Annotated in this window: 25 protein-coding genes; 10 read left to right on the plus strand and 15 right to left on the minus strand. The window is 63.8% G+C overall.

The window, feature by feature from the left end; genetic code table 11:
- Window positions 1-29 precede the first annotated feature (29 nt).
- The 8 genes from NKJ57_RS17425 to ehuR all read right to left on the minus strand — a co-directional run bounded on the left by NKJ57_RS17425 (window position 30) and on the right by ehuR (window position 7,766).
- Window positions 30-1,022: a cyclodeaminase gene (locus NKJ57_RS17425; protein ID WP_023704765.1), complete on the minus strand. Its 993-nt coding sequence runs from the start codon at window positions 1,020-1,022 to the stop codon at window positions 30-32.
- A 232-nt stretch (window positions 1,023-1,254) separates the two neighbouring features.
- Window positions 1,255-2,241, minus strand: coding sequence for a hydroxyectoine utilization dehydratase EutB (gene eutB / locus NKJ57_RS17430; protein WP_023749754.1), 987 nt, complete (start codon window positions 2,239-2,241; stop codon window positions 1,255-1,257).
- A 5-nt stretch (window positions 2,242-2,246) separates the two neighbouring features.
- Window positions 2,247-3,026: an ectoine utilization protein EutA gene (gene eutA / locus NKJ57_RS17435; protein ID WP_023682672.1), complete on the minus strand. Its 780-nt coding sequence runs from the start codon at window positions 3,024-3,026 to the stop codon at window positions 2,247-2,249.
- Window positions 3,027-3,034: 8 nt separating this feature from the next.
- Complete coding sequence (ehuD, locus tag NKJ57_RS17440; protein WP_023709687.1) at window positions 3,035-3,694, minus strand: ectoine/hydroxyectoine ABC transporter permease subunit EhuD; 660 nt, start codon at window positions 3,692-3,694, stop codon at window positions 3,035-3,037.
- A complete protein-coding gene (ehuC, locus tag NKJ57_RS17445; RefSeq protein ID WP_023667875.1) occupies window positions 3,694-4,353 on the minus strand; it encodes an ectoine/hydroxyectoine ABC transporter permease subunit EhuC in 660 nt (219 codons plus the stop codon). Before ehuC ends, ehuD begins: the two co-directional genes overlap by 1 nt.
- Before the next feature lie 201 nt (window positions 4,354-4,554).
- A complete protein-coding gene (gene ehuB, locus NKJ57_RS17450; RefSeq protein WP_023704762.1) occupies window positions 4,555-5,406 on the minus strand; it encodes an ectoine/hydroxyectoine ABC transporter substrate-binding protein EhuB in 852 nt (283 codons plus the stop codon).
- A gap of 64 nt (window positions 5,407-5,470) precedes the next feature.
- On the minus strand, window positions 5,471-6,256 hold the full coding sequence (gene ehuA / locus NKJ57_RS17455; RefSeq protein WP_023682675.1) for an ectoine/hydroxyectoine ABC transporter ATP-binding protein EhuA: 786 nt from the start codon (window positions 6,254-6,256) through the stop codon (window positions 5,471-5,473).
- Between the two features lie 124 nt (window positions 6,257-6,380).
- On the minus strand, window positions 6,381-7,766 hold the full coding sequence (ehuR, locus tag NKJ57_RS17460) for a MocR-like ectoine utilization transcription factor EhuR (RefSeq protein WP_023753984.1): 1,386 nt from the start codon (window positions 7,764-7,766) through the stop codon (window positions 6,381-6,383).
- 82 nt (window positions 7,767-7,848) lie between these two features.
- Here ehuR and NKJ57_RS17465 point away from each other — a divergent pair, with 82 nt between their 5' ends.
- From NKJ57_RS17465 to NKJ57_RS17480, 4 genes are all read left to right on the plus strand, one after another.
- Window positions 7,849-8,337, plus strand: coding sequence for an Lrp/AsnC family transcriptional regulator (locus tag NKJ57_RS17465; protein ID WP_023686966.1), 489 nt, complete (start codon window positions 7,849-7,851; stop codon window positions 8,335-8,337).
- Between the two features lie 129 nt (window positions 8,338-8,466).
- Window positions 8,467-9,960, plus strand: coding sequence for an NAD-dependent succinate-semialdehyde dehydrogenase (locus tag NKJ57_RS17470; protein WP_023753983.1), 1,494 nt, complete (start codon window positions 8,467-8,469; stop codon window positions 9,958-9,960).
- 32 nt (window positions 9,961-9,992) lie between these two features.
- Window positions 9,993-11,372: an aspartate aminotransferase family protein gene (locus tag NKJ57_RS17475; protein ID WP_023682678.1), complete on the plus strand. Its 1,380-nt coding sequence runs from the start codon at window positions 9,993-9,995 to the stop codon at window positions 11,370-11,372.
- A gap of 9 nt (window positions 11,373-11,381) precedes the next feature.
- Window positions 11,382-12,491: an alcohol dehydrogenase family protein gene (locus NKJ57_RS17480; protein ID WP_023753982.1), complete on the plus strand. Its 1,110-nt coding sequence runs from the start codon at window positions 11,382-11,384 to the stop codon at window positions 12,489-12,491.
- A 10-nt stretch (window positions 12,492-12,501) separates the two neighbouring features.
- Here the strand turns inward: NKJ57_RS17480 and NKJ57_RS17485 are convergent, their stop codons facing one another.
- Window positions 12,502-12,660, minus strand: a complete 159-nt coding sequence (locus tag NKJ57_RS17485; RefSeq protein WP_352511474.1) for a hypothetical protein — start codon at window positions 12,658-12,660, stop codon at window positions 12,502-12,504.
- Window positions 12,661-12,838: 178 nt separating this feature from the next.
- On the opposite strand from NKJ57_RS17485, the gene NKJ57_RS17490 reads away from it, so the two are divergent.
- Genes NKJ57_RS17490 through NKJ57_RS17515 form a run of 6 tightly spaced genes read left to right on the plus strand, consistent with a single transcriptional unit; the run spans window position 12,839 to window position 17,665 of the window.
- Window positions 12,839-13,510, plus strand: a complete 672-nt coding sequence (locus tag NKJ57_RS17490) for an amino acid ABC transporter permease (RefSeq protein ID WP_023682680.1) — start codon at window positions 12,839-12,841, stop codon at window positions 13,508-13,510.
- Window positions 13,510-14,181 carry an amino acid ABC transporter permease gene (locus tag NKJ57_RS17495; protein WP_023682681.1) on the plus strand — a complete coding sequence of 224 codons (672 nt, stop codon included), beginning with the start codon at window positions 13,510-13,512 and terminating at the stop codon, window positions 14,179-14,181. The genes NKJ57_RS17490 and NKJ57_RS17495 overlap by 1 nt, the downstream gene beginning before the upstream one ends.
- Window position 14,182: 1 nt before the next feature.
- Window positions 14,183-14,917, plus strand: coding sequence for an amino acid ABC transporter ATP-binding protein (locus NKJ57_RS17500; RefSeq protein ID WP_023699816.1), 735 nt, complete (start codon window positions 14,183-14,185; stop codon window positions 14,915-14,917).
- Between the two features lie 2 nt (window positions 14,918-14,919).
- Window positions 14,920-15,846, plus strand: a complete 927-nt coding sequence (locus tag NKJ57_RS17505) for an isoaspartyl peptidase/L-asparaginase (RefSeq protein WP_352511472.1) — start codon at window positions 14,920-14,922, stop codon at window positions 15,844-15,846.
- Window positions 15,847-15,857: 11 nt separating this feature from the next.
- Window positions 15,858-16,649 carry a transporter substrate-binding domain-containing protein gene (locus tag NKJ57_RS17510; protein ID WP_023695228.1) on the plus strand — a complete coding sequence of 264 codons (792 nt, stop codon included), beginning with the start codon at window positions 15,858-15,860 and terminating at the stop codon, window positions 16,647-16,649.
- A complete protein-coding gene (locus tag NKJ57_RS17515; protein ID WP_023732245.1) occupies window positions 16,643-17,665 on the plus strand; it encodes a LacI family DNA-binding transcriptional regulator in 1,023 nt (340 codons plus the stop codon). The genes NKJ57_RS17510 and NKJ57_RS17515 overlap by 7 nt, the downstream gene beginning before the upstream one ends.
- Window positions 17,666-17,746: 81 nt before the next feature.
- On the opposite strand, the gene NKJ57_RS17520 is transcribed toward NKJ57_RS17515, so the two are convergent.
- Genes NKJ57_RS17520 through NKJ57_RS17545 form a run of 6 tightly spaced genes read right to left on the minus strand, consistent with a single transcriptional unit; the run spans window position 17,747 to window position 22,086 of the window.
- Window positions 17,747-19,006: an ABC transporter substrate-binding protein gene (locus tag NKJ57_RS17520; RefSeq protein ID WP_352511470.1), complete on the minus strand. Its 1,260-nt coding sequence runs from the start codon at window positions 19,004-19,006 to the stop codon at window positions 17,747-17,749.
- 36 nt (window positions 19,007-19,042) lie between these two features.
- Window positions 19,043-19,471 carry a hypothetical protein gene (locus tag NKJ57_RS17525; RefSeq protein ID WP_023667860.1) on the minus strand — a complete coding sequence of 143 codons (429 nt, stop codon included), beginning with the start codon at window positions 19,469-19,471 and terminating at the stop codon, window positions 19,043-19,045.
- Window positions 19,468-20,523: an aldo/keto reductase gene (locus tag NKJ57_RS17530; protein ID WP_023699821.1), complete on the minus strand. Its 1,056-nt coding sequence runs from the start codon at window positions 20,521-20,523 to the stop codon at window positions 19,468-19,470. The genes NKJ57_RS17525 and NKJ57_RS17530 overlap by 4 nt, the downstream gene beginning before the upstream one ends.
- Window positions 20,520-20,873: a TIGR04076 family protein gene (locus tag NKJ57_RS17535; protein WP_023667858.1), complete on the minus strand. Its 354-nt coding sequence runs from the start codon at window positions 20,871-20,873 to the stop codon at window positions 20,520-20,522. Before NKJ57_RS17535 ends, NKJ57_RS17530 begins: the two co-directional genes overlap by 4 nt.
- Window positions 20,874-21,362 carry a DUF3830 family protein gene (locus NKJ57_RS17540; protein ID WP_023667857.1) on the minus strand — a complete coding sequence of 163 codons (489 nt, stop codon included), beginning with the start codon at window positions 21,360-21,362 and terminating at the stop codon, window positions 20,874-20,876.
- Between the two features lies 1 nt (window position 21,363).
- Entirely contained in the window at window positions 21,364-22,086 is a 723-nt protein-coding gene (locus NKJ57_RS17545; RefSeq protein WP_023699822.1) for a GntR family transcriptional regulator, read from the minus strand.
- Window positions 22,087-22,190 lie beyond the last annotated feature (104 nt).

Genomic DNA, 22,190 nt, shown 5'->3' on the forward strand with positions numbered 1-22,190 from the left:
TCCTCGTTTGTTGGGCCTTGCGGCCAGCATCAGCTTTCAAAAATGGTTCCGGCATTGGCCGCCCGCGCCCGGTCGCGAGCGAGCGTGGCGATCGCCGTATCCTGCACGCCGGTGCCGGTGAGGTCGGCAATGGTGATATCGCTGGGTGAGCGCCTTCCGTGCCGTTCGCCGGCGATGATCTGGCCGAGTTCGGTGACCGCGGCATCGGCTCCCATCACGCCCGATGCGATGGCGTGATGCAGTTCTCCCAGACGCCGTGTCTGCTTGGCGCTGTCGGCGACATAGAGATCGGCCATGCGCAGGATCGCCGGCGCGATCTCGTTCTTGTGTTCGGCATCCGAGCCCATGGCGGTGATGTGCTGCCCGGCAACGACAAAGCCGGCCTTGATCAGCGGCTCGGTCGACGGCGTGGTGGTGACGATGATGTCGGCGCCGATGGTTGCTTTGGCTGCATCCGGCTCGGCGCGCACGAGAATGCCGAGCTTTTCGCGCAGCGCGCCTGCGGCCGTCTGCGCCTTGACCGCATCGCGCGCCCAGATACGTGCCTCGGCGATCGGCCGCACCAACATGAGTGCTTCGAGTTGCAGCCCGGCTTGCACGCCGGCGCCGAAGATTGCGGCGACGGACGAATCCGGCCGCGACAGATGCTTCGCCGCGACGGCGCCGGCAGCAGCGGTGCGGACATCTGTGAGATAGCCATTGTCCAGCAGCAGCGCCTCGACCACACCGGTTCTTGCCGAGAGCAACACCATCATGCCGCCCCCGCTGGGCAGACCGAGCTTCGGATTATCGAAGAAGCCGGAGCTTATCTTGACGGCGAAACCGTCTATTCCAGGCACATAGGCGGACTTCACATCCACCTCGCCGCGCTGCTCGTGAATGTCCAACCGCAGAATCGGCGGCATCGCCACCGGCAATGTGGCGAGCGCGCGGAAAGCGTTTTCGACGCAGGCGACCGCGTCGAGATCGAGCGTCACGATTGTGCGCAGTTCCTTCTCGGTGAGGATCGTCATCCGGCTCATGCGACGCGCTCCGCGAAGGCGCGCACTGCGAAGGATAGTGTTCCGTCACCCCCCCCTCTGGCCTGCCGGCCATCTCCCCCGCAAGGGGGGAGATTGGACTGCACTCCTGCCTTCGCCAATCTCCAGCGCAGCAAGAACAGCGACCGCATCGAAGCTGCCGATCTCCCCCCTTGCGGGGGAGATGTCCGGCAGGACAGAGGGGGGTGGGCGGGAATTCGGCGTGGGAGAGTTTTCATGCCGCGCGCTCCGCGATTGCGTCACCCCAGACGATCTTGCGATGCGTGTTCATGTCGATATTGCGGCCCGAGAGAAGAACGACCACCGGCCCGGTCGCCTTGACCTTCCCGGCAAGCAGCGCGGCGATGCCGACCGCGCCGGCGCCTTCGACGATCTCGCGCTCCTGTTCATAGGCATGGCGGATGCCGGCGGCGATCTCGTCCTCGCTGAGCAGGATGACGTCGTCGAGCAGATCGCGGCACATGGCGAAGGTCAGCCGGTTGCCGAGACCGATGCCGCCGCCGAGCGAATCCGCCAGCGTCGGCAGTTCTTCCACCTCGACCGGGCGACCGGCATCCAGGCTCGCCTTCATCGCAGCACCACGCGCCATCGAAACGCCGATGATTTTTGTCCCGGGGCTGACGCCCTTGACGGCGGCGGCGATGCCCGAGGCGAGTCCACCACCGGAGAGTTGCACCAGGACGAGAGCGGCATCCGGGACCTGCTCGATCATCTCCAGTCCGAGCGTGCCTTGCCCTGCGATGATGGCCGGGTGGTCGAAGGGCGGCAGCATCACCAGTCCCTCCTGCGCCACCAGCCGTTCGACCTCCTGCTGCGCCTCGTCCTGACTGTTGCCGATGATGCGGACATCCGCGCCAAGCCGACGGATTTCGTCGAGCTTGTTGCCCGGCACCAGTCGCGACATGCAGATCACCGCACGCATGCCTTCGAGCTTCGCGGCATGGGCCAGCGCACGGCCATGATTGCCGGTCGACGCCGCGACCACGCCGCGCGCCTTCTCCTCGGCGCTCAGCGAAGCAATGGCATTCGAGGCGCCGCGCAGCTTGAAGCTGCCGGTGGTCTGGCGGTGTTCAAGCTTGAGGTGGACGGGGATGCCCAGTCGTTCGGAAAGGCTGTGAGATAACCCTGTCGGCGTGCGTTCGATTTTGCCGGCAATTCGCTCCCGGGCGGCACGAATATCGTTAAGGGTGACTGTCGTCATGATCGTCAATCGCGCGGCAAAGGCAGCGTCATCAGACGGCCAAATTCGGGATGCGACGTCCCGTCGCCACACAACCGCAAACAATTCCAGGCGCTGGCCTGATTGCTGGTGACGACCGGGCGGTCGATCGCCTGTTCCATCCCGGGAACCGCGAGCGCTCCGCGCAATGCGGTGCAGGACACGAACAGTGCATCGGCCTGCGCATTCGTCGCCTCACGAGCCAGGTCGGCGATCGCTGCCGGCGCAATGCGCGCCATCTCGCGATCGTCCTCGAAGCCGAGGCAGGTGAAGCTGACGATCTCAAAGCCGCGCTCGGCGAAATACGTCGCCATCGGTCTGGAGGTTTCTACGGTGTAAGGGGTGAGGATGCTGATCTTCTTGGCACCCAGCGCCTTCAGCCCGCGCACGCCTGCCATGGGCGGCGTGACCACAGGAACACCCGGCTTGGCAGACTGGATCGCCGCCTCGATCTCGGCGTCGCCAATCACCACCGAGGCCGAGGTGCAGGAGTAGCAGATCGCGTCGAGCGGCTCGTCTGGCAGGATCAGCGCGGCGCCCGCCGCCAGCTCCGGCTGCATCTTGCGAAGGTTTTCCGGCGTCGTCGGATTCTTGTAGGGAATGCGCGCGACATAGACGCCGATGCGCTCGCTCGCCACCATGCGGCGGAAATCCGGTTCGCTGGTGTGGTCGGTGGCAAGGATGATCAGGCCGACGCGCTTTTCCAGCGGGCGCGCATCGAGCGCCGGCCTTGTCGGCATCAGCCTGATTTCGGGCAGCGGTTTCATCTTGAGAATTACCTTTCGATCTTGCCGTAGCGATGTTCCAGCCAGCGCAGCAGCACGACCGAGAAGAGGCTGATGACGAGGAAGAAAGCGCCGACCAGCGTGATCGGCTCAATGTAGCGATAGTAGGTGTTGGCGACGCTCTTTGCCTGGTTCATCAGCTCCAGCACGGTGATTGCCGATAGCAGCGGTGTCTCCTTGAACATCGCGATGAAATAATTGGCCAGCGCCGGGATCATCGGTGGGATCGCTTGCGGAATGATGATGTTGGTCCAGGTCTGCGTGGCGCTCAGATTGCAGGCCTTGGCCGCCTCCCACTGGCCGCGCGGCACGTTGTCGATGCCGGCGCGATAGACTTCCGCCGTGTAGGTGCCGTAGTGCAGGCCGAGCCCGATGACGCCGGCGACCAGCGGCGGCAACAGGATGCCGAAATCCGGCAGCACGTAGAAGATGAAATAGAGCTGCACCAGAAGCGGCGTGCCGCGGATGAATTCGGCCGCCCAACCAACGGTGCGCGACAGCGCCTTGTTGGGCGAGCGTCGTGCTAGCGCGATGCCCAGACCCACGACAGCGGCCAGCACGGAGCCGAGCAGCGTTGCCAGGATGGTGATCTTCACGCCCTGGATCAGCGTCGGCAGGATCTCCCAGACGAAGTTCCAGTCCCAATCCATCAGACGCGCACCCCGTCGAGGCCGCGCGCCATGCGGCGTTCCAATGAACGCACGCCCCAGGAGATGATCAGCGCCAGGGCGAAATAGATGATCAGGATGGTGGTGAACGGCGCCAGCGTGTTACCGGTCTGCGAGCGCACGACCTGCGCCTGAAAGGTGAGATCGGCGAGCGAGATCAGCGACACCACGGAGGTCGCCTTGAGCAGTTCGATGGCATTGTTGCCGAAGGTCGGCAGCATGACCAGCAGCGCCTGCGGCAGGATGACATGGCGCATGCCTTGCCAGCGGCCGAGGTTGAGCGCGATGCAGGCCTCATATTGTTCGCGGCCGACCGACTGGATGGCGCCGCGTACCACCTCGGCCGCATAGGCGCCGACATTGAGGCCCAGCGCCAGCACACCCGCCTGCAGGGGGGTCAGTTCGAGGCCGATCAACGGCAACACGAAATAGGCAAAGAACAGCTGCACGAAGATCGAGGTGCCGCGGAAGAATTCTATATAGGCGGTGGCCAGCCAGCGCAGCGCAAAGAAGCGCGACACGCGGCCCATGCCGGCGAGGAAGGCCATGATCAGGGCGAGCACCGACCCCATCAGCGTCAGCTCGATGGTGACAAGCGCTCCCTGCAATATCAGGCCGAGGTAGCCGGACCACTGGGTCATTCGGGTTCCAACGTTGGCGGTTAGCTTCCTTCTCCCCGTTCACGGAGAGAAGATGCCAGTCCACCCTCCGAAGCTGCAGCGCAGCTGCTGCGGAGGACGGGCAGGCAGATGAGGGGCAGCGCTAGCATAACAGAACTTGGCGCCGCCCCTCATCCGGCCCTTCGGGCCACCTTCTCCCCGTTGAACGGGGAGAAGGAAAAATCACTTCGCCGCGCAGAGCTTGTCCCGCGTGGTCGACATCGCGGCTGCGGCCGAGAAGCCGTAGGGCTCGACGATCTTGGCGAACTCGCCGGATTTCTTCAGCTTGGCGAGCTCGACATCGAAGGCGTCGCGCAGGGCCTCATCGCCTTTCTTGAAGGCGGCGCCGTCGCAATAGACCGGCGCGCCGACCACCGGGGCGATGACTTCGAGGTTCGGATCGTTGGCTTTCTTGACGAGGTCGTTGATCGACAGGACGGGAAGCGAATAGGCATCGATGCGACCGTCCTGCAGCATCTTCAGGCCGCTCTGGCCGTCCGGCACGACGATGACGCGCTCGCGCGGCACGCCGGCGTTGAGCGCCAGCTTCTCCTCCGTGCCGCCACCGGGCGCGCCAATGGTGGCTGACGTGTCCTTGGCGACGTCCTCGTAGCTCTTGAAGCCCTTCGGATTGCCCTTCTTCACCAGCATCGCCTCGGCGTCGCACAGCACCGGCTCGGAATAGACGACCGCCGCGCAACGCTCCGGCTTCATGAACAGGCCGGCGGTGACGACGTCGAAGCGGCCGGCCTGCAGGCCGGGGATCATCGCGCCATATTCGGAGATCGAAGCGACGATGTCGGCAACACCGAGACGCTTGAAGACCTCGCGCGCCACGTCGGGCGCCGCACCCGAAACTTTGCCGTCGGCGGCGACCGCCGTATAGGGCGGCTCGTTGGCGATCGCGACGCGGGCAAAGCCCTGCGCCTTCAATTGCTCGAGCTTGCTGTCATCGGCCGAACCGGTGCTCGACGCGGCGAGCACCGCCGTCAGTGCGAGACCGGCGACGCCGGCCAGAATGCCAAGTTTCTTCATTGTTCCCAACTCCTTTGTTGTCTTCTTGGTTTTGTCTGGGGCGGTCTTCCGCCCCGCAAAGCGGTCAGACACGATGTCCGGCCGCGATGATCTTCTTCAGGAAGCCTTGCGTGCGCTCCTGCTTTGGATGGCGGAAAATCTCGTCTGGTTTGCCCTCTTCGACGATCTTGCCGCGGTCGAAGAACAGCACGCGGTCGGCGAAGTCGTGGGCAAAGCCCATCTCGTGGGTGACCAGCAGCATGGTCATGTCGGTCTCTGCGGCGAGCTTGCGCATGACATTCATCACCTCCTCGACCAGCTCCGGATCGAGGGCCGACGTCACCTCGTCGAACAGCATGATCTTCGGCGACAATGCCAGCGCACGGGCAATCGCCACGCGCTGCTTCTGGCCGCCGGACAGCTGCGCCGGCATCGACTTCGCCTTGTCAGCCATGCCGACCATGTCGAGCAGTTCCATGGCCCGCTTTTCAGCGGCGGCGCGAGGCGTGCCCTTGGTCAGCATCGGCGCCAGCGTGACGTTATCCATGACGCATTTGTGCGGAAACAGATTGAACAGCTGGAAGACCATGCCGATCTTCTGCCGCATCTTGGTCAGGTGCCGCTCGTCGGCGGGCAGCAGCTGGCCATTGCGCTCCATGTGGTAGAGCTGCTCGCCATCGATCTGGATATGGCCGCCGTCGATCTTCTCCAGCGTCATCAGGATGCGCAGGATCGTCGTCTTGCCCGAGCCGGACGGGCCGATCAGCGCCAGCTTCTCGCCGGGCATGACCTGCATCGACAGGCCGTCCAGTACCTTGAACGAGCCGAAGCTCTTCGAAATGGCGTCGACCTTGATGATGGGTGAGGACAAATGAATTTCCCCTGCTGGAGAAGCCTGTGCCCTTAACGATGCGGAACGCGCCAAATCATGTCAATTGGGAAAATAAAATCATGACAATATTTCCGGCACTGCATGATTCCAGAGCAATTCCCGCTTAGATTGCGAGCAGCAGATGCTCCGGATCGCCAAGCAGCAACTTGGTGACAACGCCGAGGCCGGCGCGCAGTTCCCCCTCGGTGGTCGAGCCGAGCGAGATGCGCACCGCCGGATGCCAGGGCGCATCCGAGATGCGGAAGGAGGTGCCGGGCGCGATCGCCACGCCTTGCAGGCGGGCCTGGGCGACGAAGCTTTCCTCGGCACGGTCCGCGGGCAGTTGCAACCAGACATGCAGCCCGTCGCGCCTGGCGCGATAACCAACCCCGCCCAGCACCTCGGCTGCGATGTCCTGGCGGCGGCGCAATGCCGCGCGCTGCCAGCGAACGAGTTCCATCGCCGTGCCGTCGGTCACCCATTTGGTGGCGATCTCGGCCACCAGCGGCGTCGCCATCCAGTTCGACACCAGATGCCGGTTGGCAACGGCGGCGACATAGCGGTCGGGCGCCGCGAGATAGCCGATGCGCAGGCCAGGTACGGTGATCTTGGTGAAGGAAGTGACGTAGAGCGTGCGCTCCGGCGCAAAGGCGGCGACCGGCGGCGGCCGGTCCTCGACCAGCGGACCCAGCACATCGTTCTCGATGATGGCGATGTCGTGCTTGCGCGCGACCGCGGCGATCTCTTCGCGCCGCCGAGCGTCCATCAGCGTCGCCGTCGGGTTGATCACCGACGGTTGCACGAATACCGCGCGAATGTCGGTGAGCCGGCAGACCTCGTTCAACGCCTCCGGGATCAGGCCATTGCCGTCGATCGGCAGGCCTTCCAGGTTGAAGCCGAGATAGCGCGCCAGCGGCACCAGCGTGTGGTGGCCGATAGCCTCGGTGGCGACAGTCGATCCCGGCGGCGCAACGCTCATCAGCGCCACGGTCATCCCGGCGGTCGCGCCATTGGTCAGGCTGATATTCTGTGCGGAGGTGTCGAGCCCACACAGTTTCAGCCATTCGACAGCCACCGCGCGGTGACGCGGGAACACCATGTTGGGCCGGAACGACAACGCCGAACTGGATGGCAGGTTTTCGGCCAGCCAGCCCAGCGCCTGCTTCAGCCGCTCCAAATGCATCGGCTCGCAGACCGGCTTCAGGATTGACAGATCGATGACCTCGCCGAGGCGCTCCGGCAGATAGGGCGGCTCCGGGTCGCGGCGCTGCGTCTGGACAAAGCTGCCACGGCCGATCTCGCCCGAAATCAGGCCGCGCCGGATCAGTTCTTCGTAGGCGCGGCTGACCGTCTGCACCGACAGTTTTAAATCGTCTGCCAGCCTTCGATGCGTTGGAAGCCGCGCGCCGTTGGCCAGCCGCCCGTCATGAATGGCGCGGGCGAACTGGTCGGCCAGCGTTTGATAGGCTGGCCGGCGGATGAGCGCAGGGTCGGGTTGCCATAATGTCATGACTTAATAGAGATCGAAATCAGTGCAATTGACAATCGAAATAATGCGCCGTCATGGTGATGCCGACAAAAAGCGGACGCCGATGACATCGAAACTCGACGCGGTCGACCTCAGGATACTCGACGCCATCCAGCGCGACGGGCGCATCACCAAGCTGGCGCTGGCCGAACAGGTCGGGCTGTCGCCGACGCCGTGCTGGATGCGGCTGCGCAAGCTGGAGAAGGCAGGCATCGTCTCGGGCTACCACGCCAGGATCGCCATGCGCGTGGTGGCGCCGGTCGCCACCGTGTTGATGGAGGTGACGCTGGCCAGCCATCGCCAGGCCGATTTCGACCGCTTCGAACGCGTCATCCGCGACATCCCCGAAATCGTCGCCTGCTGGTCGGTGGGCGGCGGCGTCGACTATGTGGTCAAGGTGATGACGCGCGACATCGACGCCTATCAGCGGCTGGTCGACGACCTGCTGGAGCGCGAGATCGGCATCGACCGCTACTTCACCTACATCGTCACCAAGACGGTGAAGGACGAAATCGTGCTGCCGATAGCCGATCTGCTGCCGGCGTCGGCATAAGCCCGGAGAGAATGTCTGTCGGGACGGCACAATAGAGAGAGTCTCTCTCCTTCAGGGCGTCGAAACAGTCTCTCTGTCTGCATGTGACGGATAGTCTTCCCGCATCGTCCGAACCGGGAGGCCTCGACCATGTCCGCGCATTTTGCCCGCTCGCATCGCCATGAGGCGCTCGACCGCCTCTCCGACCGCCGGCTGCTGCGCGAGCTTGCCTATGTCGATGGGCATTGGACCGCGAGCGAAGCGGCCGAAAGCTTTGAAGTCACCGATCCGGCCACAGGCGCGACGGTCGCGTTTGTCGCCGCGCTCGATGCGCAGCAAACGACAAGGGCAATCGGTGCCGCCGCGCGTGCCTTCCCGGCTTGGCGGTCACTGCTGCCGCAGGAGCGGTCCAGAATTCTGCGAAAATGGTTCGAGCTGATCGTTGCAGCCAAGGATGATCTGGCCCTGCTGATGACACTGGAACAGGGCAAGCCGCTGCAGGAATCGTTTGGCGAAATCGACTACGCCGCCTCCTTCGTCGAGTGGTATGCCGAAGAGGCAAAGCGCCTCAACGCCGAGAGCGTCACCAGCCATCTGCCCAAAGCGGAAATGATGGTGCGACGAGAGCCGCTCGGCGTTGTCGGCGTCGTCACGCCCTGGAATTTTCCGGCGGCGATGCTGACCCGCAAGGCGGCGGCCGCCCTTGCCGCCGGCTGCACCATCGTCGCGCATCCTTCATCCGAGACGCCGCTGTCGGCGCTGGCGCTGGCGGAACTTGGCGAGCGCGCCGGCATCCCCGCCGGTGTCTTCAACGTCATCACCGGAAAGGCTGCAACCATCGTCGGCCGCATGTGCGAAGACCCGCGCGTTCGCGCCATAAGCTTCACCGGCTCGACCGAGATCGGCCGGCTGATCGCGGCGCAAAGCGCGCCGACGATGAAGCGGCTGGTGATGGAGCTTGGGGGCCACGCGCCGCTGATCGTCTTTGCCGATACCGATCTGGACAAGGCGGTGAGCATCGCCATCGATGCCAAATTCGCCACCTCCGGCCAGGACTGCCTCGCCGCCAACCGCATCTATGTCCAGCGCCCGATCTACGATCGCTTCTGCGCCGCTTTTGCCAGGCGTATCGAGGCGCTGCGCACCGGCAACGGCCTTACCGACAAGATCGACATCGGGCCGCTGATGCATGAGCGTGCCGTCGCAAGGGTCGAAGAGCAGGTCGCCCATGCCATCGCTCGTGGCGCGCGCTGTCTCACCGGCGGCAAGCGGCATCAGGCCGGGCCGCTGTTCTACCAGCCGACGCTGCTGGCCGATGTCAGCGACGAAGCGCTGATCATGCGCGAGGAGACCTTTGGGCCGGTCGCCGCCGTCACGCCGTTCGACAGTGAGGACGAAGTGATCGCCCGTGCCAACGCCACAGAATATGGCCTGGTTGCCTATGTCGTTACCGAGAACGGCGCCCGCCAGCAGCGCCTGGGCCGCGCGCTCGACTACGGCATGGTCGCTATCAACCGCGTCAAGATCACCGGCGCGCCGATCCCATTCGGCGGCGTCAAGCAATCCGGCATCGGCCGCGAAGGCTCGCGCCATGGGCTCGAAGCTTTCGCCGATCTGAAGTACCTCTGCCTGGACGTCGCATAAGTCCGTCCGGCCATCTCTCAAGGAGTCAAAAAATGCTCGACCAATCCAACGAACTCAATGCCTGGGATCGCGACCACTTCTTCCATCCTTCGACCCATATGGGCACGCATGCGCGGGGTGAATCGCCGACCCGCATCATGGCCGGCGGCGAAGGCGTCACCGTCTGGGACAACAATGGCAGGAAGAGCATCGATGCCTTTGCCGGTCTCTATTGCGTCAATGTCGGCTATGGCCGCCAGAAGATCGCCGACGCGATCGCCACCCAGGCGAAGAACCTCGCCTACTACCACGCCTATGTCGGCCACGGGACCGAGGCCTCGATCACGCTGGCCAAGATGATCATCGACCGCGCGCCGAAGGGCATGTCGAGGGTCTATTTCGGCCTCTCGGGTTCGGATGCCAACGAGACCAACATCAAGCTGATCTGGTACTACAACAACGTGCTTGGGCGGCCGGAGAAGAAGAAGATCATCTCGCGCTGGCGCGGCTATCACGGTTCGGGCGTGATGACGGGATCACTGACCGGGCTCGACCTGTTCCATAACGCCTTCGACCTGCCGCGCGCGCCGGTCCTGCACACCGAAGCGCCCTACTATTTCCGCCGCGCCGACCGCTCGATGAGCGAGGAGCAGTTCTCGCAGCATTGCGCCGACAGACTGGAAGAGATGATCCTGGCCGAAGGTCCCGAAACCGTCGCCGCCTTCATCGGCGAGCCGATCCTCGGTACTGGCGGCATCGTGCCGCCGCCGGCCGGCTACTGGGAGAAGATCCAGGCGGTGCTGAAGAAGTATGACGTGCTGCTGGTCGCCGACGAGGTGGTGACGGGCTTCGGCCGTCTGGGCACCATGTTCGGCTCCGACCATTACGGCATCAAGCCAGACCTCATCACCATCGCCAAGGGGCTGACCTCGGCCTACGCGCCGCTGTCGGGCGTCATCGTTGCCGACAAGATGTGGCAGGTGCTGGTGCAGGGCTCCGACAAGCTCGGTTCGCTCGGCCATGGCTGGACCTATGCCGCGCATCCGATCTGCGTCGCCGCAGGTGTCGCCAATCTCGAACTGATCGACGAACTGGACCTGGTGACGAACGCCGGTGAGACCGGCGCTTATTTCCGCGCCGAACTGACCAAGGCTGTCGGCGGGCACAGACACGTCGGCGACGTGCGCGGCGATGGCATGCTGGCGGCGGTCGAATTTGTCGCCGACAAGGACGACCGGGTGTTCTTCGACGCCTCGCTCAAGATCGGGCCGCAAGTGGCGACAGCACTTGCCGCCAGCGGCGTCATCGGCCGCGCCATGCCGCAGGGCGACATACTAGGCTTCGCGCCGCCGCTCTGCCTGACGCGTGAGGAAGCCGACATCGTCGTTTCGAAAACCGCCGATGCCGTCAACAGCGTGTTTTCCAATCTCTGAGATCGACCCATGAATGCCATGACCAAGACCCTCCCCGCCACCATGGCCGCCGTGCTGCTCACCGGGCATGGCGGACCGGAAAAGCTCGTCTATCGCAGCGATGTGAAAGTGCCTGTGCCTGCCGCCGGCGAGGTGCTGGTTAAGGTCAGCGCTTGCGGTATGAACAACACCGATGTCTGGGTACGCCAGGGCGCCTATGGCACGGAGGAGGACGCTGCCGCCGTGTCGACGTGGCGGCGGCAAGGCAACACGCTTACCTTCCCGCGCATCCAGGGCACCGACACGGTCGGCACCATCGCTGCCGTCGGCGAAGGCGTTTCCCCGGGCCGTATCGGCGAACGGGTAATGGTCGATTTTTCGATCTACAACCGCGACGACGATTCCCTCGCCGACATTGACTATATGGGCCACGGTCGCGACGGCGGGTACGCCGAGTACCAGACGGTGCCGGGCGAGAATGCGCATTTCGTCGATACTGACATGAGCGACGTCGAACTCGCCACCTTCTGCTGCGCCTACCTCACCGGCGAACAGATGCTGGAGCGCGCCGGGCTGAAAGCCGGCGAACGCGTGCTGGTCACCGGCGCCTCGGGCGGCGTCGGTTCCGGCATCGTGCAGCTGGCGCGGGCGCGCGGCGCCATTCCCTATGCGGTCGTCGGCAAGGGCAAGGAGCAGGCGGTGCGCGACATCGGCGCCGAAGCGGTCATTACCCGTGGGGTTGCCGATCTTCCCGCCGCCGTGAATGAAGCCACTGGCGACCAGCCGATCGATGTGGTCGCCGATCTCGTCGGCGGCGCGATCTTCAACGACCTCTTGCGCATCCTGAGGCCCGAAGGCCGCTACACCACCGCCGGCGCCATCGCCGGCCCGGTCGTGCAGCTCGATCTCAGGACCATGTATCTCAAGCAGCTGCAACTGCACGGATCGAGCCAGGGCACGCGCGCCGACTTCCGCCGCATCATTGGATACATCGAAGCGAAGAAAATCCGGCCGCTGGTCGGCGGCGTCTACAGGCTCTCCGATTTTCACAAGGCGCAGGCAGACTTTATTGCCAAGGACTTCGTCGGCAAGCTGGTGATCGTGCCGGACGCCATGTGGAACCCGAATATCCGCACATAACGCCCCTACGTCAGAGCGCGTCGTAAACGGCATCATCAACACCTTGCGGCGTGGAGTCGTCGAAACCCAGCATGCGGTTGGTGACGTAGCCGAATCCGACACCGGCGCCGGGATCGGCAAAACCGAGGGCGCCGCCCCAGCCGCCATCGCAGCGACGCGCGGCTGGCATAGGCGGCGTCGTCGAGTTGAAAGCCGGCGGCGAATTGTCGGCGCTTGAGACATAGCGCGCATGAGGCGAACCGGAATCATCGCAACGAATGCAATCCACAGGCCGGCAACCAGACCCTGCATCTTGACAGACGAGGCGAAAGCCAAAAGAGTGAAACCGGTTTCACTGGGGACCGCCGGTGCATTTCGATCTGTCCACTCTGCTCCCGCATCTGGGTTTTCTGGCGCGCGGCGCCGAACTCACGGCCGCGGCTTGCGCGCTGTCGCTGGTAGGAAGCGTCTTCATGGGCGCGTTGGTGGCGATCGCACGCACCTCCGCCTCGGCACTGCTTCGACGGATCGCCTTCGTCTATGTCGATCTCTTCCGCAATGTGCCGTTCATCGTCCAGCTGTTCTTCTTCTATTACGGCCTGCCCGAGCTCGGCATTTACATCGATGCCTTCACCACCGGCGTCGTGGCGCTTTCGATTGCCGGCGGCGCCTATGCCTCCGACATCATTCGCGCCGGCATCCTCGCCATCGACCAGGGCATCATCGACGCCGCTGAAGTGAGCGGCCTGTCCAGGCGCAAGATCTTCACCCGCATCGTGCTGCCGATTGCGCTGCGCACCTCCGTGCGACCGCTCGGATCCGTGCTCATCAACATGATCCTTACGTCCTCGATCCTCTCGACCATCACGCTCAACGAGCTCACCGGCTCAGCCCAGATCGTGGTCTCGCAGACCTATCGGCCCTTCGAGGTCTATATGGTGCTGCTCTGTGCCTATGCGGCCCTGACCTATCTGGTCTCGCTGGGCGTCACCCTGCTCCACCGCCATCTCAATCGGGACATGATGGAGGCGGTCGACTGATGCGGTTCAGCGACTTCACCTCCTACGACCTGATCCTGCTGGCGCAAGGTCTCGGCACCAACGTCGCGCTGTTTCTCATCACGTCGCTGATCGGACTGCTGATTGGCCTGAGCTGGGCGCTGGTGCGGTTCTACCGTGTGCCGGTTCTGGCCCAGATCGTCACCTTCCTGTCGGAGCTGTTGAAGAACTCGCCGGTGCTGGTGCAGCTGTTCCTGGTGTTCTTCGGCCTGCCGGCGCTGCTGCATATAAGGGTGACGCCGGTCACCGCAGCGACCATCACTCTGTCGGCGAACACCGCGGCATTCGTCTATGTCATCGCGGTCTCGGCGGTCGAGTCGATCGAACGCGAGCAGGTCGAGGCCGCGCGTGTCTTCGGCCTGACCCGGTGGCAGGTCCTGCGCCATATCGTTTCGCCCCAGGCTGCCGCCTTCGCGGTCGGCCCGCTCGTCGCGCTGCTGGTCAACCAGCTTCAGGTGACGTCGCTGATTTCTGTCATCGGCGTCGTCGACCTGACCAAGATCGGCCACATCCTCAACATGCGGACCTTGAAGCCGTTCGTGGTCTGGACCGTCGTCGGACTGCTCTACTATGGCGCGGCAAAGCTGGTCGCCCTGCTTGGCGAGCGTCTTGAAAACCGCCTGCGGGCGCACAGCGCCTGGCGGGGGCTTTAACATGCTCAAGATCGAAAACGTGCACAAAGCGTTCGGCGAGGTCACTGTGCTGGACGGCGTCGACCTGACGATCGCGCCCGGCGAAGTGGTCTCGATCCTCGGGTCGTCGGGGTCCGGCAAGTCGACATTGATCCGTTGCATCAACGGCCTCGAAAAGCTGAAGTCGGGCCGCATCACGGTCGACGATTTCGATGTCAGCAAGCCGAAGGAGCTGGCCGAGGCGCGCAAGCGCTCAGGCACCGTTTTCCAGCTGTTCAACCTCTATCCGCATATGAGCGCGCTTCAGAACATTACGCTCGCCCCGATCGAGGTGCTGAAGATGCCGCGCCCTGAGGCCGAGGCGCTGGCGCGCAAGCTGCTCGAGTCCGTCGGCCTCGCCGATCGGGCCAACGCCTACCCGGCGCAGTTGTCGGGCGGGCAGCGCCAGCGTGTCGGCATCTGCCGGGCGCTCGCCATGCAGCCGCGCTATCTGCTGCTCGATGAAGTGACCAGCGCGCTCGACCCGGAAATGACTTCCGAGGTGCTGGCCATCCTGGCAAAGCTCGCCGCGCAAGGCACGACGATGCTGTTCGTCACCCACGAGATCGAATTCGCGCGCGAGATTTCCAACCGCATCGTCTTCCTCGACAAGGGCAGGCTGGTGGTCGATCTGCCAACGGATCGTTTCTTCGCCGCGGACGGCGGCCGGGCGCAGCCGCGGGTTGCGCAGTTTCTCTCCAAGATGCGCAAGGACTAGGAATGCTGCTGTTAGCCAACAACGAAGCATGGCCGGGATTCGAAACCTCGGTGCAAATGCTGCGCGATGGCGCCGTCAGCCTGGACGCGATGGTTGCCGGCATCGGCATGGTGGAGAAAGAGGTCAAGGTTCGCAGCGTCGGTTATGGCGGCTGGCCGAACATGCTGGGCGAGATGGAGTTCGACGCCGGGGTCATGGACGGCAATACAAGAGAGGTCGGTTCAGTCGGCGCCGTGCCAAGGACCTTGGCGGTCGCTGCCCTGGCGCAGCAGGTAATGAAGCGCCTGCCGCATGTGATGCTGACCGGCGAAGGGGCGCGGCGCTTTGCCAGCGAAATCGGTTTTGCCGAAGACGAAGTCTTGTTCGAGGACTCTAAGCGCGTCTGGTGGGAGCGGCTGCAACAGGAACTCACACCGCAACAGCTGGCGAAATTCCCCGATATCGATCTGGCGCCGCTCAGCCGTACTATCACCGATCCCGAGCGGGTCCGCGACACCACCGTCTTCCTGTCGGCGGATGCGCGGCGCGGCATCCATGCCGCGACTTCGACCTCGGGCTGGGCCTGGAAATATCCGGGCCGGCTCGGCGATTCTCCCATTCCCGGCGCAGGCTTTTACGCCGACAGCCGCTATGGTGCGGCGGCGTGCACCCATACCGGCGAGATGACGATGCGCTGCGCCACCGCACGGACCGTCGTGCTGGCCATGAAGCTTGGCCGATCCCTGTCGGATGCGGTCGCGCTGGCGGTCGAGGAACTGGCTGAACTCGACACCGGCTTCCTGGCCGGAGTGGTCATCCACGCCGTCGACGCCGAGCAGAACCACGAGGTGGTGAATTTCAGATGCGAGGGCGAGGTCCGCTACTGGCTCTGGAAGGATTCCATGCCCGCACCCGAATTGCGGGCAGCAAAACGCGTCACTAGAAAATAAGGAGAGGAACCATGAAAACCGTACTGCGTGCCTTCGCCGCGCTGGCCATCGTGGCCGGTTCGGCTTTTCCGGCCCTTGCCGGCATGATTGACGACATCCGCTCACGCGGCACCATTCGCATCGGCGTATCGCTCGGCGGCGAGCCGATCGGCTTTCGCGATGCACAAAACAACCCTGTCGGCTACGATGTCGATGTCGCGACGCTGCTGGCGCAAAAGCTCGGGGTGCCGGTCGAGTTCGTCGACGTCTCGGGCGATGCCCGTATTTCCATGCTGGTGTCGGGACAGATCGATGTCGCGGTCGCAAACACCTCGGCAACGCTCGAGCGGGCCAAGACCGTCAACTTCACCATCCCCTACAACCGGGCCGGGCTGCGCGTCATCGTCCAGAAGGATGCCGGGATAACCGACCTCAAGGGGCTCGCCGGCAAGAAGGTTGTCGTCGGCCGCGGCACCACGGGCGAAACCTTCCTCAAGGCGGCCGTGCCGGAAGCAGAGCTCGTCTATGTCGACCAGTTCGCGCCCGACGGGGTTCTGCAGCTGCAACAGAAGCGCGTCGATGCGGCGATCGAGGATTCCTCGCTGCTCGATTACCTCGCGACCAAGACACCGAGCCTGGTGACGCTGCCTGGCCTCTATTCCAACGATCCGATCGGCATCGCGGTCGCCAAGGGCGATCCCGAATTCGTCCGCTGGCTCGACATGTTCGTGTCCGACTTCATCCAGTCGGGCACCTATGAGACGACCTACAAGAAGTGGTGGGGGCCGGACTCCAACCCGCCGGCGCTCAACCCGCTGTGGTGACACCCACTACCGGTAACCGATCGGCGCACACTCGAGGCGCCGTCGCAACGATCGCCGATGTCGCGCGGCTGGCAGGCGTGTCGCGTGCCGCGGCCAGCCGTGCGCTGTCGAGCGGACCGCGACCGGTCTCGGCGGACAAACGCGAACGTGTCGTGCAGGCCGCCGCGCAGCTCGGCTACAAACCCAATCTCCTGGCGCAAAGCCTGACCACCAAGACCGTCAATCTGGTTGCCGTCGTGGTCAACCACATTCACGACCTTTCAGATCTCGACCTGTTCGACCGGCTGCTCGACGCAATCCAGTCGATCGGCAAGCAGGTCATCCTCATCCGCATCGGCTCGGCGGAAGGGGTCGAGGATTTTCTGCGCAACGGCGTTGCCTATCATGTCGATGCCGCCGTGGTGTTCTCCGACTTTGCCGATGCAGCGACGGTGCGGCGCATGTTTCGCTCGGACCTGGTCATCATGCTGAACGGACTGCATGACGATCTGTCACCCACCGTCATTCCCGATGAAGGCGTCGGCATCGCCGAGGCCGTGGCGGATGCGGCGGCCAAGCGCGCGCGCACGGCCAGCCTGCTGACCGGCCGTTCGTCCTCGCGGGTCGAACAGCTGCGCATCGGCCACTACCTCGAAGCGTTCCGGCATCATGGAATTGAACTGCTGCAGACGGTCCAGGGAGACTATTCCTACGAGTCGGGCTATGCGGCAGCCGCCGGCCTGACGGGACGCGGCTGTCCCGATGCGGTCTTTTGTACGTCCGACGCGATGGCCATGGGTGTTCTGGATGTCTGCCGGGCGGATTTCCCCGACAACCGGCCCAGCCGCTTCCGCCTCTATGGCTTCGACAATGTGTCCCTGACCAATTTCGACGCCTACCCGATATCGTCAATCGGCTACGACAAATCAGACTATGTGGGTCATATCGTCGGCGCCCTCTCCAATCCGCAGGTCTTCATGCCCGGCCAGCCGCCTGTCGTTATATTGACCCGGCTGATTTCGCGCTTGACCGCGTAACTAGCGCCGATGTTGGACTGCTTGTCCGGCGTCGATCTCCCAGAGATCGAACGGAGATCGCGCCGGACAATGTACCGGCGCCTACTGCAATTTCGCCTGGAGCGCGTTGACGTCGTCGGTTGTCATTTCACCGTCGGTCGTCACCTTGCCGTCGACGATCTTCCACAGCCGGAACGGACCGGTGATGTCGCCATATTTGTCGAAGCTGACCGGACCGATGACGCCTTCATAGCGGATCGGCTTGCCGTCCTTGATCAGGCCGAGCGCCTTGGCGAACTCGTCCTTGCCGGCATAGATCGGTGTGCCGGCAGGATCGACCGCCTTGTACATGGCATCCTTGATCTTGGCTGGATCCTCGGAGCCGGCAATGGCAATGGCGAGACCGACAATGGCGCCGGCATCATAGGTACGGTCGGCTGCCGGGTTCGACGGTTCGATGCCCGAAAACTCCTTGTAGTTTTTCAGGAAATAGTCGGTGGATGCCGTCGGGCTGGTGCCAGAAGAGGTACCATAGGCATCCTTCAGATAATCGGCGCCGACGGATTCGATGAAGTCCGGGCTGTTCATGCCGTCATTGAGCAGGAATTTCTGCACGCCGCCCTGCGATATCCAGGTGCGGGCGACCGTTGCGCCGTCGACCGGCGTGCTGACGAGGTAGAGTCCGTCCGGCTCGCCTCCCATCGCCGCCGTCACTTCCGAAGCATAGCTCGACTGCTTTTCATTATAGGGCGTGTCGGAGACGATGGTGCCGCCGAGCGCTTTGTAGGCACGCGAGAATTCGGCCACCATGTTGACGCCGAAGTCGTTGTTGACATGGATGATCGACAGTTTCTTGAAGCCCTTGTCGATGGCGTATTTGGCGGCGGCCACGCCTTGCAGCGCATCCGACGTGATGGTGCGGAAGAAGATGCCGTTGGTCTTGCCGTCGCGGCCAAGGGCGGTCAGCGTCGGCGAGGACGAAGCCGGCGACACCTGCACGATCTTGGCCGGCCCGGTGACCGAGGTCAAAATCGGGATCGACACCGAGGAGATGATGCCGCCGATGATCACCGGCACCTTCTTGACCTGTACCAGCTGGGTCGCGGCATCGACCGCGATATTGCCCTGGCTCTGGCTGTCGCGCGTGTCGGTTGCGAGATCGCAGCCGCGTACGCCACCGGCTTCATTGATGTCGCGGAAGGCCATTTCGACGGACTTCGCGCCGGCCTGGCCGTATTCGCCGGCCGGACCGGTGAGCTCCATGACCAGGCCGACGGTGATCTTGCAGTCCGCTGCGTGTGCGGCGCCGGCCATCGTCACGAGAGCCAGTGCTGTGGTGATTTGAAGTATCGTCTTCTTCATTGCCGTTCCCCTTTTCTTGTTTGAACTTTTGCCTGTTCAGCCTTCCGGCGCCTGCAGCCAGGTCTCATGCAGATGCCGCCATTCGACGCCGTTTGGTGCCGATGAACTGGTGGTGAAGACCGCACTGGACTGCCGGCGACTGTGTTTGCCGGCGCGCAGTTGCGCCTCGATGTAGAAGATGACGATCGTGTCCGCGTCCTGCCAACCCGGCCTGATGTCCTCGATCGATATGGCAAAACCGTCGTCGCAAGTGGCGCGGCTTGTCCGGACATGATCTACGACCGCGTCGCGATCGAGGATCTGGCCATTCGGCGCCACCATGGTGAGGCCTTCGCCCATGACAGCCTCGAAGCGGCCGAACTCCACAGCGTCGGCTCGCGCGGCGACAAACCAGTCGACGAAGAAGCGATGCAGGTCGATGATTTCAGCGCTGGCACGCGAAAAAAGGGAAGGCTCTCCGCTCATTTCTTCCCCGCATTGAGGTTGTAATGCATGATCGAGCCGTGGCGGCCATGACGGTCGCGCTCCAGCGCGTAGACATCGCCCGCGAGGCCGGTGCCTTGTGCGATGGCGGCAGCAATCCGCGCGCGATCGTCGGCGTCGAGCGCGACGTCCATGATTTTCGTATTGGCCAGCGCATGTGCCTGGTTGCGCGCACCCACAATGACGGCCGCGACCTGCGGCTGCTCGAGCACCCATGCCGAGGCGATGGTGGCGATGTCGACGCCGTGGCGATCGCCGACCGCTTTCAGCGCCTTGAGCAGGGACTGGAACAGCTCCCAGCCGCCGAAGTCGTCGATGATCAGCTTGTATTTGACCAGCGAGCGGTTTTCGAGCGGCGTGGAGGGCTCGGCCACGCCAAGCCATTTGTCGCTGAGGAAGCCGCCCGCCACCGAGCCGTAGCAGAGGAAGCGGACACCGTTCTTAGCGGCAAGGCCCGCAAGGCTGTTTGCCGGCCGCTGGTCGAGCACTGAATATTGCAGTTGCTGGCTGACCAGCGGGATGCCAGCGGAGAGGATTTCGGCTAGCCTCGGCGTATCGAAATTGGTGGTGCCGAGATTGCGCACCTTGCCTTCCAGCCGAAGCTCGTCGAGCCAACCCATCGCCTCGACGTAACGAGGCTGGTCATAATCCCACCAGTGAAACTGCACGAGGTCGATCCGCTCGGTCTTGAGCCTGCGAAGCGACTGATCGACGATGCCCCTGATGTAGTCGCGGCTGATGCCTGCCAGTCGTTCGAGGTCCGGCACCAGCTTGGTGTGCACCTTCATCCTGGCCGCAACATCGAGACCGCGCTCGCCGGCCAGCCGCAGGCGCGCGGCGCCGATCAGTTCCTCGACGCCGGTGTAGATGTCGGCGCAGTCATAGGTCCAGATGCCGGCATCGAAAGTGGCGATGAGGTCGGTCACCGCCTGGCTGCGGTCGACGGCGCCATGCCCGCCGGCAAGCTGCCAGCCACCGCGGATGACTCGCGAGATCGCATAGCCGGGGCTGAGTTCGATGGTCCTGGCGGTCATCCCTTGTCGGTCTCCTTCGGCAGCGGCACGGCCGTGGTTTCGGCATGGCTGAACCGCCGCTTGGCAAGCCTGACGATGCGGAGCCGGCTGGCGCAATTGGGATCGGGACAGGCGATCTCGGCATCCGAGGTCATCCAGTCATTTGCATGCGTCGGGCGCTGCTTTGCCGCCAGGAGCGGCAACACGGCCGAGATCGAATAGATCGAAAAACCCTGCCCTGCCGGCAGCGAGAGCATTTCGCCCTTCAGTTCGAAATAGTCGCCGGCCCTGGCGCCGCAATAGACCGGCTTGCCTTCGGGAATGACCGCTTCGACGCGCAGATCGAAGAGCTCGAAACTGTCGTCGGCCATTCAGGCCTCCACCAGGCTGAAGGTGATGTCACAGGCGCCGTTGCGGCGGATAACGCCGCAGGCGGCGGCAAACTGATCGCGCTCTCCGGCAAGCACTTGCGCGACCACGCTGCCGGCCAGCCAGCCGATCGGGAACAGCAGCCGCGCCCCCTGCCCGTAGTACAGGCCGATATCGAAGATGGCATTGGGATTGCCGCCCCACACGCGTGGCGGCACATAGGACAGCACGATATCGCCGGGCTGCGGCGTCAGCGTTGCATTCTCCGGTGGCAAAGACTGGGCATAGGCCTGGCCGTGGAGATCGGCTGACGGAACCGGGCACGAGATTTCCGGTCCTGTCCACATCGCATGGATGCCTGGGATGATGCGTGGCTGCGCCAGATACGCCAGCAGGAAGGCGGCATTCTCCGGCGCCTTTTCGGGCAATAGCAGCGCCGTCACGGAAAGCTTCGAGCGTGGTTCTGTGATGCCGATGGCGGGCTTGGGCATGTCAGTCCTTCGCCGATTGAAGTTTGTCGCGCAGGAAGGCGAAGGGGCGGCTGATGTCGGCTACCAGCGCCTCGCGCGCCGCTTGCGCATCCTGTTTGGCAAGTGCCGCGACAATGCCGCGGTGATAGTGCGCGGTATCGACCTCGCCGGCCTCGGAGAAGGCATAGATGGCGACGCGGATGCAGGGTCCCGATTGAAGCCAGAGGCTTTCGATCATCGGGATCAGCACAGCCGAGCCGCAGCAGCGGTAGATCTCAAAATGGAAGCTCTGGTTGAGCGTCGCTTCGCGATCGATATCCTTCTTGTGCTTCAGGGCCCGCATCTCGTCCCATTCGCCCAGCATGGCTTCGATCGACGCGATCTGGCGCGGGCTCATGCGCCTGGCGGCAAGCGCGATCGCTTCGCCTTCGATGAGTGAGCGGGCACGCAGGAGGTCGTCGATGCGCTCCAGCGTGATCGGCGGCACGCGCACGGAACGGTTGGGCAGCGCCTCCAGTGCCTTTTCCGTGATCAGCCGGCCGAGCGCTTCGCGTACCGGCATGGTCGAGGTGACCAGCGCATCGGCAAGACCGCGGATGGTCAGCACCTGGTTCGGCTCGAAAAGGCCACCGATCAGAGCACGGCGCAACTCGGAATAGACGCGATCCTGCACCGTCTCGCGGCCGACCGGCGTAAGCTGGGCTGCGATCGTCCCATTGTTCTTGTCGATGGCAGCCTTCTGCATTACCGGCATTTGCCCCGTTTTCGGCTTGCGAATGAAATTAAAGCCGAATAGCGTGATCAACGCAAGTGTGATCACAAATCAAAAATCAGGAGGCGACAACGATC

Source organism: Mesorhizobium sp. M0077 (assembly GCF_040322955.1).
Classification (GTDB): domain Bacteria; phylum Pseudomonadota; class Alphaproteobacteria; order Rhizobiales; family Rhizobiaceae; genus Mesorhizobium.